At 72.4% G+C, this 12,448-nt stretch carries 12 protein-coding genes; 3 read left to right on the top strand and 9 right to left on the bottom strand.

What is annotated here, in order from left to right; all coding sequences use genetic code 11:
- Positions 1–60: 60 nt before the first annotated feature.
- Both ABT160_RS44810 and ABT160_RS44805 read right to left on the bottom strand, forming a co-directional pair.
- Positions 61–1,092, bottom strand: coding sequence for a hypothetical protein (locus ABT160_RS44810; RefSeq protein WP_351655590.1), 1,032 nt, complete (start codon positions 1,090–1,092; stop codon positions 61–63).
- A 142-nt stretch (positions 1,093–1,234) separates the two neighbouring features.
- Entirely contained in the window at positions 1,235–1,729 is a 495-nt protein-coding gene (locus ABT160_RS44805) for an LURP-one-related/scramblase family protein (RefSeq protein WP_351655587.1), read from the bottom strand.
- A gap of 41 nt (positions 1,730–1,770) precedes the next feature.
- Here ABT160_RS44805 and ABT160_RS44800 point away from each other — a divergent pair, with 41 nt between their 5' ends.
- On the top strand, positions 1,771–3,579 hold the full coding sequence (locus tag ABT160_RS44800; protein WP_351655584.1) for an NHL domain-containing thioredoxin family protein: 1,809 nt from the start codon (positions 1,771–1,773) through the stop codon (positions 3,577–3,579).
- A 59-nt stretch (positions 3,580–3,638) separates the two neighbouring features.
- On the opposite strand, the gene ABT160_RS44795 is transcribed toward ABT160_RS44800, so the two are convergent.
- The 7 genes from ABT160_RS44795 to ABT160_RS44765 all read right to left on the bottom strand — a co-directional run bounded on the left by ABT160_RS44795 (position 3,639) and on the right by ABT160_RS44765 (position 10,624).
- The gene (locus ABT160_RS44795; protein ID WP_351655582.1) at positions 3,639–4,007 is read right to left on the bottom strand and encodes a hypothetical protein; all 369 of its coding nucleotides are present in this window, start codon (positions 4,005–4,007) and stop codon (positions 3,639–3,641) included.
- A 67-nt stretch (positions 4,008–4,074) separates the two neighbouring features.
- Positions 4,075–4,302: a DUF6458 family protein gene (locus ABT160_RS44790; RefSeq protein WP_351655579.1), complete on the bottom strand. Its 228-nt coding sequence runs from the start codon at positions 4,300–4,302 to the stop codon at positions 4,075–4,077.
- 84 nt (positions 4,303–4,386) lie between these two features.
- Positions 4,387–5,682, bottom strand: coding sequence for a M18 family aminopeptidase (locus ABT160_RS44785; RefSeq protein WP_351655576.1), 1,296 nt, complete (start codon positions 5,680–5,682; stop codon positions 4,387–4,389).
- A 102-nt stretch (positions 5,683–5,784) separates the two neighbouring features.
- The gene (locus ABT160_RS44780; protein WP_351655573.1) at positions 5,785–7,611 is read right to left on the bottom strand and encodes an acyl-CoA dehydrogenase; all 1,827 of its coding nucleotides are present in this window, start codon (positions 7,609–7,611) and stop codon (positions 5,785–5,787) included.
- A gap of 171 nt (positions 7,612–7,782) precedes the next feature.
- Positions 7,783–8,382 (bottom strand): hypothetical protein, encoded by a 600-nt coding sequence (locus tag ABT160_RS44775; RefSeq protein ID WP_351655571.1) that lies wholly within the window; start codon positions 8,380–8,382, stop codon positions 7,783–7,785.
- Positions 8,382–10,187, bottom strand: coding sequence for an alpha/beta hydrolase (locus ABT160_RS44770; RefSeq protein WP_351655568.1), 1,806 nt, complete (start codon positions 10,185–10,187; stop codon positions 8,382–8,384). The genes ABT160_RS44775 and ABT160_RS44770 overlap by 1 nt, the downstream gene beginning before the upstream one ends.
- Positions 10,184–10,624, bottom strand: coding sequence for an amino acid ABC transporter permease (locus ABT160_RS44765; RefSeq protein WP_351655565.1), 441 nt, complete (start codon positions 10,622–10,624; stop codon positions 10,184–10,186). Before ABT160_RS44765 ends, ABT160_RS44770 begins: the two co-directional genes overlap by 4 nt.
- A 165-nt stretch (positions 10,625–10,789) precedes the next feature.
- Here ABT160_RS44765 and ABT160_RS44760 point away from each other — a divergent pair, with 165 nt between their 5' ends.
- Together ABT160_RS44760 and ABT160_RS44755 are read left to right on the top strand one after the other, a co-directional pair.
- Positions 10,790–11,251: an SseB family protein gene (locus ABT160_RS44760; RefSeq protein WP_351655562.1), complete on the top strand. Its 462-nt coding sequence runs from the start codon at positions 10,790–10,792 to the stop codon at positions 11,249–11,251.
- Between the two features lie 159 nt (positions 11,252–11,410).
- A complete protein-coding gene (locus ABT160_RS44755) occupies positions 11,411–12,370 on the top strand; it encodes a pirin family protein (protein ID WP_351655559.1) in 960 nt (319 codons plus the stop codon).
- Positions 12,371–12,448 lie beyond the last annotated feature (78 nt).

The raw sequence follows: 12,448 nt of genomic DNA, 5'->3' as shown, positions 1-12,448 counted from the left end.
GTGCACGGCCCGGCCGCCCGCGCCCCGGAGGGCGGGGCGGCCGGGCCGGGTGACGCGGCCTCAGCCCTGCGGCATCGCGGGCGCGGCGGGCTTCACGGCGTCGGCGGCGGGCTTCACCGTGCCGGCCGCCTCCTTGAGCTTGTCGAGCTTGTCGGCGACCGGCTTCACGAAGTCCTTGGCGTCCGGCAGCTTGGGCAGCTTGTCCTTGAACTTGTCGGTCAGCAGCGGGTCGCGGATGACGGCGGCGTGCGCGACGGTCACGTCGGCGACCTCGGTGCCCAGCACGGAGGCGTGGATGCCGTTGACGTAGCCGCTGGTGGCCTTGGCGTCGTACTTGTAGTGCTTGTCGGCGCCCAGCGTCGGCATGCCCTTGTTGTCCGTGGTCACCTGCTCGTTGGTGGTGGCCAGGGCGACCGGCGGGCGGGAGTAGTCGCCGGGGATGCGGGCGCCGAAGTTCACCGGCCACAGCGGCGGGATGTCGATCAGGCGGCCGCCCAGCGAGGACAGGTAGGCGCGGGCCGCGCCGCCGGTGAACTTGACCGGCTGGCCGGGCGCGGACATCGCGGAGACCGAGATGCCCTCCACGTGGACGCCCAGCGGGGACAGCTGCGTGCCGCCGGTCGGGTTCTGCACGTACGGGATGCCGATGTCGACGGACGCGCCGCCCGCGTCGGCGTACGCGACGCCCGGCGCGGGGGTGGTCGTGCCGCCCGAGGCGGTCGCCGGGACCTTGTTGCCGAGCGCGCGGGAGTACAGGGCGGACACCTTGCCCAGGCCGAAGCCGCCGGGCGCCAGGTCGACCAGGTTCTTGCCGCCCGCCTGCTCCTCGGGCGCGTTCGCCCGGGTCGGGAACGCGGACTCGAACAGCGCCGTGTCGAGGATGCCCTGCAGGCCCTGGACCCGGACGACCCAGGAGTCGGCCTGGACGCCCGTGACCGAGGTCTCCACGACCGTGCCCCAGTCGCTGTTGTCCGGGCCGTTCTCGTCGGCCAGGGCGGCGGCGTTGGCGGGGGCGTTGACGGCGAGGACCGTCACGAGACCGAGGCCGGCCGCGAGCGCGGTGGCGAGGCCGGAGGTGCGCCACGAAGACATAGCACCGATTTCCTTTCCTGCGGACAGTGAGGCCGACCACTCGGCCACTGTCCGTAAGCGGAACATCGCGCTACGTGACGCGCATGCGGGGGGTGCCATCCGGGTCAGGGGGCGCGCCCGCGCCCCCTGACCCGGCCGCCGCTCAGTCCTCCCCGCGCTCCTTCTCCGCCATCCGGATCACGCACACCGCGACCGCGACCAGCAGCGCCGCGTCGGTGTCCTCGCGCACCACGTTCACCGCGTACGTCTCGCGCACCCGGAACCACTGCCGCGAGATGTGCGCCAGCAGCTCCCCGTCGTACTCGACCACGAACTCCCGGTCCAGGATCCGCCCGCTGACGTCCAGTTCGGTGCCCTCGACCAGGGTGACCCGGTAGTGGTTGCGCAGCAGCGAGAGGCGTTTCTTGCGCACGGTCGCCAGCGCCTCGCCGTCCCGCTCCAGCGTCATCGCGTCCCGCAGGCTGAGCATCTTCTCCCGCAGCGTGATCAGCACGTACCCGCTGGGGTCCTTCAGCTCCAGGGTGTCGCGCAGCCGCAGCGCCTTGCCGTCGACGAGGAAGGCCTGCCGGCCCCGCTCGTCCTCGATCCAGTAGTCGTCACCGATCGCGAAGATCTTGTCGCGCACGAGGTACTTCATGGCGGGAATCCGTACCCCGTCGCGTGCGGTTGGATGGGGACATGGGTACACGTGCACGCGTTCGGGCCCCCGAGCTCATCGGCAAGGGCGGCTGGCTGAACACCGGAGACAGGCAGTACACCCTCGCGGACCTGCGGGGGAAGATCGTCATCCTCGATTTCTGGACGTTCTGCTGCATCAACTGTCTGCACGTCCTTGACGAGCTGCGCGAGCTGGAGGACAAGCACCGCGACACCGTGGTGACCATCGGCGTGCACTCGCCGAAGTTCGTGCACGAGGCCGACCACCAGGCCGTCGTCGACGCCGTCGAGCGCTACGGGGTGCACCACCCGGTCCTCGACGACCCCGAGCTGGCCACCTGGAAGCAGTACGCCGTGCGGGCCTGGCCCACCCTGGTCGTCATCGACCCCGAGGGGTACGTCGTCGCCCAGCACGCCGGCGAGGGGCACGCCACCGCCATCGAGCGCCTGGTCACCGAACTGGAGGAGGAGCACGCGGCCAAGGGCACCCTGCGCCGCGGCGACGGCCCCTACGTGCCGCCGGAGCCGGTCGCCGGCCATCTGCGCTTCCCCGGCAAGGCCCTGCTGCTGCCCTCGGGCAACCTGCTGGTCTCCGACTCCACCCGGCACCGCCTGGTCGAGCTGGAGCCGGACGGCGAGGGCGTCGTCGCGGTGTACGGCTCCGGGGAGCGCGGGCTGGCCGACGGCGCCGCCGCCGACGCCCGCTTCAACGAGCCGCAGGGCCTGGCGCTGCTGCCCGACGGGCGGGTCGTCGTCGCCGACTCGGTCAACCACGCGCTGCGCGCCCTGGACCCGGCGACCGGCGAGGTGACCACGCTGGCCGGCACCGGCCGCCAGTGGTGGCAGGGCTCGCCGACCGCGGGCCCGGCGCGCGAGGTGGACCTGTCCTCGCCGTGGGACGTGGCGTTCTGGCGGGACCGGGTGTGGATCGCCATGGCGGGCGTGCACCAGCTGTGGACGTACGACCCCGAGTCCGCGACCGTCGCCGTGGCGGCCGGCACCACCAACGAGGGCCTGGTCGACGGGCCCGGCGACCAGGCCTGGTTCGCCCAGCCCTCGGGGCTCGCCGCGGCCGGGGACCGGCTGTGGGTGGCCGACTCCGAGACCAGCGCCCTGCGGTACGTCGACGAGGACGGCGCCGTCCACAGCGCGGTCGGCACCGGCCTGTTCGACTTCGGCCACCGCGACGGCGACGCCGCGCAGGCCCTGCTCCAGCACCCGCTGGGGGTGACCGCGCTGCCCGACGGCTCGGTCGCCGTCGCGGACACGTACAACCACGCCCTGCGCCGCTACGACCCGGCGACCGGCCTGGTCTCCACGCTCGCCACCGACCTGCGCGAGCCCAGCGACGCGGTGCTGGTCGGCGAGGACGTCGTGGTCGTGGAGTCGGCCCGGCACCGGCTCACCCGGCTGCGGCTGCCCGAGGAGGCCGTCCAGGTCGCCTCCGTCGCCCACCGCACCCGGCGCGAGGCCACCGAGGTCGCCGCCGGCGCCCTCCGCCTCGACGTGGTCTTCCAGGCCCCCCGCGGCCAGAAGCTGGACGAGCGCTACGGCCCCTCGACCCGCCTGCTCGTCTCCGCGACCCCGCCCGAGCTGCTGCTCTCCGGCGAGGGCGCCGACAGCGCGCTCGGCCGCGACCTGGAGCTGAACCCTGAGGTCACCGAGGGCGTGCTGCACGTCTCGGCGATGGCGGCCAGCTGCGACGACGACCCGGCCAACGAGTACCCGGCCTGCCACGTCCACCAGCAGGACTGGGGCGTCCCCGTCCGCCTCACCCCGACGGGCACGACCCGCCTGCCGCTGGTGCTCGCGGGGATGGACGAGGCGTAGGGCCCGGCCCCACGGGGCCCGCGACGGCGCCGGTGGGGCGGGGGCCCGGTACAGCGGCCTCAGTACAGCAGCCCCTGCTTCACCGGTTCGCGCTTGGCGGCGCCGTCCAGGCAGCCCGCCACCCAGGCTTCCGGGTCGTGGCGGGCGCGGTCGCCGCCCATGCCGTCGCGCTCCATCCGCGCGCACTCCCCGGCCAGCAGCTGGCCGGCGCGCAGGCCGGTGCGGTCGGGCTTCACGATGCGCACGGCCATGATGTAGCCGCCCTCGTAGGCGATGTCGGTGCCCCACGGCGGGCGTTCGTTGTAGCGCGCGACCAGCACCGCGGCCACCGTGCAGAACACGGCGAGCACGGCGAGGGCCGCGTACGCGGTGCGCCGGGACGCTCCACGGTGGCGTACGAGTGCGGGCTGCTGTCCCAGGAGAACCATGGGGACGAGCCTGCCGGGGCGGGGGTTTCCCGGATGTTTCCGCCGCCGGGCCCCGGCTCCTCCCCGCTCAGTAGCGCGGGTCCTCCGGGTGCCGCTCGACGACGGTCGGCGGCGCCTGGACCACGGTGGCGCGCCGGCGCCGGGCGATGCTGGTGAAGGTGGCCACGCCGATGATGCCGACGGCCATCAGGATGATGCCGACCAGCTGGACGTTGACACTGTCGGTGTGCCAGTCCGTGGCGAAGGTGAGGATCGCCCCCACCGCGATGAGAACGATGCAACCGCCGAGCCCCATGATGTGCCGCCTCCCTCGAAAACGCGTACGTCCCGGGTACCCCGACCCGGGACGCGTACGCGGTGCGGGGCGCACCGGGCGGTCTCAGCCCTCCAGGAACGCCACCAGCGCGTTGGCGAGCAGGTACGGGTCCTGCGCGCCGCACAGCTCGCGGGCGCTGTGCATGGAGAGGATCGCGACGCCCACGTCGACGGTCTGGATGCCGTGCCGGGCGGCGGTGATCGGGCCGATGGTGGTGCCGCAGGGCATGTCGTTGTTGGAGACGAACGTCTGCCACGGCACGCCGGCCTTCTCGCAGGCCGCGGCGAACACCGCGCGGCCGCTGCCGTCGGTGGCGTACCGCTGGTTGACGTTGACCTTGAGGATCGGGCCGCCGTTGGCGCGCGGGTGGTGCGTCGGGTCGTGCCGCTCGGCGTAGTTGGGGTGCACCGCGTGGCCGGTGTCGGAGGACAGGCAGACGGTCCCGGCCAGGGCGCGCGCCTTGTCCTCCAGGGTGCCGCCGCGGGCGTGCACGGAGCGCTCCAGGACGTTGCCGAGGAGCGGGCCCTGGGCGCCGGTGTCGGACTCGGAGCCGTTCTCCTCGTGGTCGAAGGCGGCGAGCACGGGGACGTACGGCAGGTCCTCGCGCCCGGCGAGGGCGGCCAGCGCGGCGGTCCCGGCGTGCACGGACAGCAGGTTGTCCATGCGCGGGCCGGCCACCAGGTCGCGGTCGCGGCCCAGATAGGCGGGGGCCTCCAGGGCGTGCACCATCAGGTCCCAGCCGCCCACGTCCTCGGCGTCCAGGCCGGCTTCCCCGGCCACGAAGCGGATGAGGTCGCCCTCGTGCGGCTCGCCCAGGCCCCAGACGGGCTGCATGTGGCGCTGGCGGTTGAGCTTGAGCCCGTCGGTGTTCACCGAGCGGTCCAGGTGCACGGCGAGCTGCGGCACGCGCAGCAGCGGGCGGTCCACGTTGACCAGGACGTGGCTGCCGTCGCGCAGGGTGAGCCGGCCGGCCAGGCCCAGGTCGCGGTCGAGCCAGGTGTTGAGCAGCGGCCCGCCGTAGATCTCCACGGCGACCTGCCGCCAGCCGTGCCCGCCGGAGTCGGGGCGCGGCTTGACCCGCAGGTTCGGGGAGTCGGTGTGGGCGCCCACGACGCGGTACGGGGTGTGGGGCGCCGCGCCCTCGGGGACGTACCAGGCGATGAGCGCGCCGCCGCGCACGACGTACTTGCCGCCGCTCGTACCGTCCCACGCGTCCGTCTCGCGGACCTCGCGGAAACCGGCCTTCTCCAGCCGCGCGGCGGCGTTGGCGACGGCGTGGTACTGGGACGGTGACGCCGCGAGGAAGGACATCAGGTCGTCGGTGTGGGCCTGGTCGAAGCGGGGCGAGGGGGAGCTCATGGGTTCACCTTAACGACGGGTGGTGGCCGGTCCACGACGGCCGGGGGCCGCCTCCCCGGGCAGGGAGGCGGCCCCCGGTGCGTCCGTGCGTGCGGGCCGTTCCTAGAACGCGGCCTCGTCCAGCTCCATGACGGAGTTGTCCACGGCCTCGGCCAGCGCGCGGGCCGCGCCGACGCCGGGCAGGACGCTGGCGGCGAAGAACTTCGCGGCGGCGATCTTGCCCTGGTAGAAGGCCTGGTCCTTGGCGGAGGCGGTGGGCAGCTTCTCGGCGGCCACGGCGGCGCCGCGCAGCAGCAGGTAGCCGACCACGACGTCGCCGGAGGCCATCAGCAGGCGGGTGGTGTTCAGGCCCACCTTGTAGATGTTCTTCACGTCCTCGCCGGTGGCGGTGAGGTCGGTCAGCATCTGGCCGACGATCGCCTCCAGGTCGACGGCGGCCTTGGCGAGCGCGTCGCGGGCGGCGCCCAGCTCCTCGCCGCCGGTGCCGACGGCCAGGAACTTCTTGATCTCCTCGGCCAGCGAGTTCAGGGACTGCCCCTGGTCGCGGACGATCTTGCGGAAGAAGAAGTCCTGGCCCTGGATGGCCGTGGTGCCCTCGTAGAGGGTGTCGATCTTGGAGTCCCGGATGTACTGCTCGATCGGGTACTCCTGCAGGAAGCCGGAGCCGCCGAAGGTCTGGAGCGACTGCGCGAGCTGCTCGTAGCCCTTCTCGGAGCCGTAGCCCTTGACGATCGGCAGCAGCAGGTCGTTCAGGCCGTGCAGCGCCTTGACGTCCTCGCCCGCCGCCTCCTTGGCCTGGATCTCGTCCTGCACGGCCGCGGTGTGCAGCACCAGGGCGCGCATGCCCTCCGCGTACGCCTTCTGCGTCATCAGCGAGCGGCGCACGTCGGGGTGGTGGGTGATGGTGACCTTGGGCGCGGTCTTGTCCATGAACTGCGACAGGTCGGTGCCCTGCACGCGCTCCTTGGCGTACTCCAGCGCGTTGAGGTAGCCGGTGGACAGCGTCGAGATCGCCTTCGTACCGACCATCATGCGGGCGAACTCGATGATGCGGAACATCTGGCGGATGCCGTCGTGCTTGTCGCCGATCAGCCAGCCCTTGGCGGGGTGCTTGTCGCCGAAGGTCATCTCGCACGTGTTGGACGCCTTGAGGCCCATCTTGTGCTCGACGTTGGTGGCGTACGCGCCGTTGCGGGCGCCGATCTCGCCGGTCTCGAAGTCGAACTCGTACTTCGGGACGAGGAAGAGCGACAGGCCCTTGGTGCCCGGACCGGCACCCTCGGGGCGCGCCAGGACGTAGTGGAGGATGTTCTCCGACATGTCGTGCTCGCCGGACGTGATGAAGCGCTTCACGCCCTCGATGTGCCAGGAGCCGTCCTCCTGCTGCACGGCCTTGGTGCGCCCGGCGCCCACGTCCGAGCCGGCGTCCGGCTCGGTGAGCACCATGGTGGAGCCCCACTGGCGCTCCACGGCGACCTTGGCGACGTGCTTCTGGACCTCGTTGCCCTCCTCGAAGAGGATGCCGGCGAAGGCGGGGCCGGAGGAGTACATCCAGATGGCCGGGTTGGCGCCGAGGATCAGCTCCGCGTAGGCCCAGATGAGCGAGCGGGGCGCGGTGGTGCCGCCGATCTCCTCGGGCAGGCCCAGGCGCCAGTACTCGGAGTCCATGAAGGCCTTGTAGGACTTCTTGAAGCTCTCCGGCAGCGGTGCCGTGTTGGTCTCGGGGTCGAAGACGGGCGGGTTGCGGTCGGCGTCCGTGAAGGACTCGGCCAGCTCGTTCTCCGACAGGCGGGTGAGCTCGTCGAGGATCGCCTTGGCGGTCTCGACGTCCATCTCCTCGAACGGACCGGTTCCGTAGACCTTGTCGCGGCCCAGGACCTCGAAGAGGTTGAACTCGATGTCGCGGAGGTTCGACTTGTAGTGGCCCATGGATACGGCTCCGTAAGCAGGATCGGGTACAGCTCTACCAGCAAGTGGCTACGATGATGCTACCCACGGGTAATAAGGCGCAACCCCCATGGCCCGGGTGTGATCCGATCCGCACGCGAAGGCCCCGGGAGGCATTCCTCCCGGGGCCGTCCGGTAGGGGGCGCGGGGCGTTCAGTACAGCCCGTTCAGGTCCGTCCCCTCGGGCGCCCGGTAGCACCCGGAGACGACCGTGACGGCCAGCAGGCTCTTCCGCCGGGGGTCGGTGCCGCCGACGGCCAGCTCCGCGTTGACGGCGAAGTGCTCCTTGCCGTGGTCGGCGGTCAGCTCCAGGTTCCGGGCCTTGCTCTTGTTCGGCCCGTACGAGACGACCTTCCAGCCCTTGTCCGGCAGGGCCGCCCGCAGCCGCTCGAAGCCCGCCTTCAGCTCCTCGTCCGAGACCCCGTACACCGACCAGGGGTGGCGGGTCGCGAACAGGTGCTCGCGGTCCTGCTCGCAGGTGGAGGCGCTGACGCCGCCCGGCGTGGTGGGCGCCTTCGGCAGCCCGATCATGTCCAGGACCTCGCTGGACACCTGCTTGGTCCGGGTCCTGGCTTCGTCCACGCCGAGCGTGGCGGGCGTGTAGCCGAGGTCGTCGGTGTCACCGGTGGCGTTCATGGAGCATCCCGTCGCGAGCGTGCCGAGGAGGAGCAGGAGGATCAGGGGGAGCGGGGCGGTACGGGCCCGCGCCGTGCTCCCGGGGCGGTCGTCGGTGCTGGTCACATCGGTCCTCATCAGTCCTCGGTCACGTCGTCGTAGCGACCCGCGACCACCTTGGCCTGGTTCTTCAGGCTCTCCGAGTCGCGGGTCCAGTAGTCGCTGTGCCCGCTCGTGTCCACGTCCATCCGGTGCGCCCCGAACAGCTCGTCGGAGGGCACGGTCTGCACGTAGCCCGCGTTGAACGGGATGCCGTTCCAGGTCTCGACGCCCCAGGTGTACCCGCCGAGCCCGGCCACCTTGCCGCCCGCCGGGACCGGGTCGTCCCAGGCGGCCTCCGACCAGACGTGGTCCTTGCCCGTGTCGAGGTCCCCGGCCTTGCCGGTGAGCATGCCGGGGCTGCCCGCCACGACGATGTCGTCGGCCTTGAGGTCGCCGCGCTGGGAGGCGTCGCCGACCACGGTCGAGCCGTAGCTGTGCCCGATGACCGTGGTGTGGCTGCTCCCGGCCCCGCCCTGGGTGGTCTCCAGGCCGTCCATGAACCGCAGCAGCTTGGGCGAGCCGTCGTGCGCCCAGCCCTTCTCCATGGCCTCGGGGACGATCGACTGCGGGGGGTCGTAGCCGAGCCAGGTGACGGTGGAGACGTTCTGGCCGGGCGCCCACCTCTGGGTCTCCAGCCAGGTCTCCGTCATGCGGTTGATGTCGCCGCCGACGCCCTCCAGGCGCGAGGTCGTGCCGGGCACGTACACGGCCGTGTGGTCGGCGGTGTCCGGGTTGCCGTTCGCCACGATGGCCCGGCCCGTGCCCTTCTCGTCGAAGCCCAGCAGGTACGCCTCCGGCAGGCCCTCCTTGCCGGTGGCGTCGAAGCGGCTCTGGATCGCGGCCATGCCCTTCTCGTTCGCCGTCAGCTCCGCGAACCGCTTGCCGTACTTCTCGTCCCACTCCCGCCAGGCCGGGTTCCTGACCACGGCCGGGTACTGCCCGCTCGGGTTCTGCACGTACTCCTGCGGCGCCTTCGGGATCGAGTCCAGCTCCAGCCGGGTCTGGGCCCGGGTCTCCGCGAGCACCATGCGGTTGGCGTCGTCGCGGACCGTGGACGGCAGCCCGTCCAGGGCGCCGACGGAGGCCGGGTACAGCGTCGCGTACTCGTCGCGCTGCTCCTGGGTCAGCCCCTTCCACCAGGCCGCGTTCTCCGCCGGGCTCCTGTCCTTCGGGATCTTCCCGTCGTCCGCGTACTTCCCGGCGGCGTCCTGCAGCGCCCTGGTGTCGCGGGCCGCGTCCGCGAGGGTCCGGTCGCTGACCGTGAGGCCCGGCTCGGCCCGCAGCTCCCGGAGGACCCCGGCGTACCGGGCGTCCACCTCGTTCGCCTCGCGCACCGCGTCGCCCAGGCGCTGGGCGATGTCCTCCGCCTTGCCCTTGTTCGGGTCCGTGCTGCCGATCCCCTCGGCCTTGCCCGGCAGGTAGGGGACCGGGGCGCCGTCCTGCGCGGTGTGCGTGCCGGGCGCCAGGACGGTCGACGCCGAGGGGTACTCCACCGACCCGTCGGGCTTCACCGTGAACTTCAGGTCCTCCGCGTCCTCCAGCGCCTGCTTCAGCTTGCGCTGCGGGGCGGCCAGCTCGGCGGCCAGGCCGTTGAGCGCGGTGCGGATCAGCCCGCACTCGGTGTGCAGGTACTGGTAGTTGCGGCTCAGCTGGTGCACGTCGCCGCGCGCCGCGTCCGCGGCCTCGCCCTTCTGCGCGGTGATGTGCGCGTACATGCCGTTGTCGACGCGGTCCTTGTCGGCGTTGCAGCGGGAGCTGACCTTGCCCCAGCCGTCCGCCGCGTCGGTGTACTCGCTCAGCTTCACGTCGCGCAGCTGCTGCCAGGTGGGCACGACCCTCACTCACCCTTCTTCGGCGCGGGCGCCTGGGCGGCCATCTTCTGCCGGGTGTCCGCCTCGCGCTCGCCGAAGTCGCGTCCCGCGCCCTTCAGCGCGCCCTCCAGGCGCCCGCACTCCTCGCGGACGGCGGTGAGCCGCGTCTTCCAGGTGCCGAGGATCTCGGTGAGCGCGGCGGAGGAGTCGAACCCGGCGGTGCCGCCGGCGACGCCGTCGTTCGCGGTCGTGAGGTCGGTGAGCGCGCTCGACGTGGAGGTCTTCAGCTCGCCCGAGGTCTTCCCCGCCTGGTGCCAGGGCGCGTCGTCGGCCTTCAGGTCGGGGTTGCCGCCCCCGCCGCCGCCCCCGCCCCCGTCGGCCTGCAGGCCCGCCAGCCGCATGGAGGCGGGCGGCGCGGCGGGTGCGGCCGCGCCGATGATGTCGTTCCACGCACCGTTCAGTGCCATGCGTTCCCCGTGTTCCCCCGTGCCGATCGAATTGCCGGTGCGAACCTAACAAGGGGCTCGGGCTCCTGCCCAGGGCCGGTGGACCGGCGGATTCCGGTCCGCGCCGTCCCGCACGCGTCCCGCGGAGGGGCTGAGGGGCCCGTGGGTGCTCGCTAGGCTGGGGGCATGTACGGCTACAACCAACACGCGGGCGGACCCGGCGCCCAGCAGTACGGCCAGCCGCCCCAGCAGGGGTACGGGCAGCAGCCGCCGCTCTACCCGGAGCCGTCGCCGCCCTCGCTGGCCGACGCCGTGCGGGCCTTCACCACCGGTCAGCTCTCCGCCGAGGACTTCCAGCAGATCTTCGCGACCTCCAAGGTCTACTGCCCGCGCGGCGACAACCCCGGCTTCCTCGCGCTGCACAACACCCAGCAGCCGGTGATCCCGATGTTCACCTCGCTCAAGGAGCTGCGCCGGTACGCGGGCAAGGAGTCCAAGTACTTCGTCATCACCGGCGCCGAGGTGATCGACCTGCTGCCCACCGGCTACGGCTTCGTCCTCGACATGGAGGGCGAGCACCGCATGGTCTTCGACGCGAAGGCCGTGGAGCAGATGGTCGACTTCGCCATGCGCCGCATGTATGGCTGACGCCATGGCTACGTAGACGGCTGACGCGGCTCACTTGCGCGTACCCGTACGCGCCCCGACGGCCCGGAGGGAATTCCCTCCGGGCCGTCCGCGTTCCGGGTGGCAGGAAGTTCATCCTTCAACTAATCTGAGGGTGGACGAAGACCAGGGAGGTCCCCAATGCCCGCCGTGACTGTCGAGAACCCGCTCACGCTGCCGCGCGTCGCCGCGCCCGCCGAAGCCGCGCCGCGTCCCGTGCTCGCCGTCACCACGGCGCCGCAGGGGTACGAGGGCGAGGGCTTCCCGGTCCGCCGCGCGTTCGCCGGGATCAACTACAAGTACCTCGACCCGTTCATCATGATGGACCAGATGGGCGAGGTGGAGTACGCGCCGGGCGAGCCCAAGGGCACCCCCTGGCACCCCCACCGGGGCTTCGAGACGGTCACGTACCTGCTCGACGGCACCTTCGTGCACCAGGACAGCAACGGCGGCGGCGGCGTCATCAAGAACGGCGACACCCAGTGGATGACCGCCGGGTCCGGCCTGCTGCACATCGAGGCCCCGCCGGAGGACCTGGTGGTGTCCGGCGGCCTGTTCCACGGCCTCCAGCTGTGGGTCAACCTGCCGGCCGCCGACAAGATGATGGCCCCCCGCTACCAGGACATCCGCGGCGGCCAGGTCCAGCTGCTGACCTCGCCCGACGGCGGCGCGCTGCTGCGCGTCATCGCGGGCGGGCTCGACGGCCACGAGGGCCCCGGCATCACCCACACCCCGATCACCATGGTCCACGCGACGCTGCGCCCGGGCGCCTCGGTCACGCTGCCCTGGCGCTCCGACTTCAACGGACTGGCGTACGTGATGGCGGGGCGCGGCACGGTCGGCGAGGAGCGCCGCCCGGTCCGCACCGGCCAGACCGCGGTCTTCGGCGACGGCGGCTCGCTCACCGTGCGGGCCGACGAGAAGCAGGACGGCAACACCCCCGACCTGGAGGTCGTGCTCCTCGGCGGCCGCCCGATCCGGGAGCCGATGGCGCACTACGGCCCGTTCGTCATGAACACCCAGGCCGAACTGCGCCAGGCCTTCGACGACTTCCAGGCCGGGCGCCTGGGCACGGTCCCGGCGGTCCACGGCATGTCCTGACCCACGACGGGCGGCCCCGCACGGCGGTGCGGGCGCCGTCCCCCGCGGCCCGCACCCCTCTCGGCCCCCGGGGTGCGG

Source organism: Streptomyces sp. NPDC001941, from assembly GCF_040296945.1.
Classification (GTDB): Bacteria; Actinomycetota; Actinomycetes; order Streptomycetales; family Streptomycetaceae; genus Streptomyces.
The sequence above is the reverse complement of the archived record's forward strand: the minus strand, read 5'-3'. Positions and strand labels throughout refer to the sequence as shown.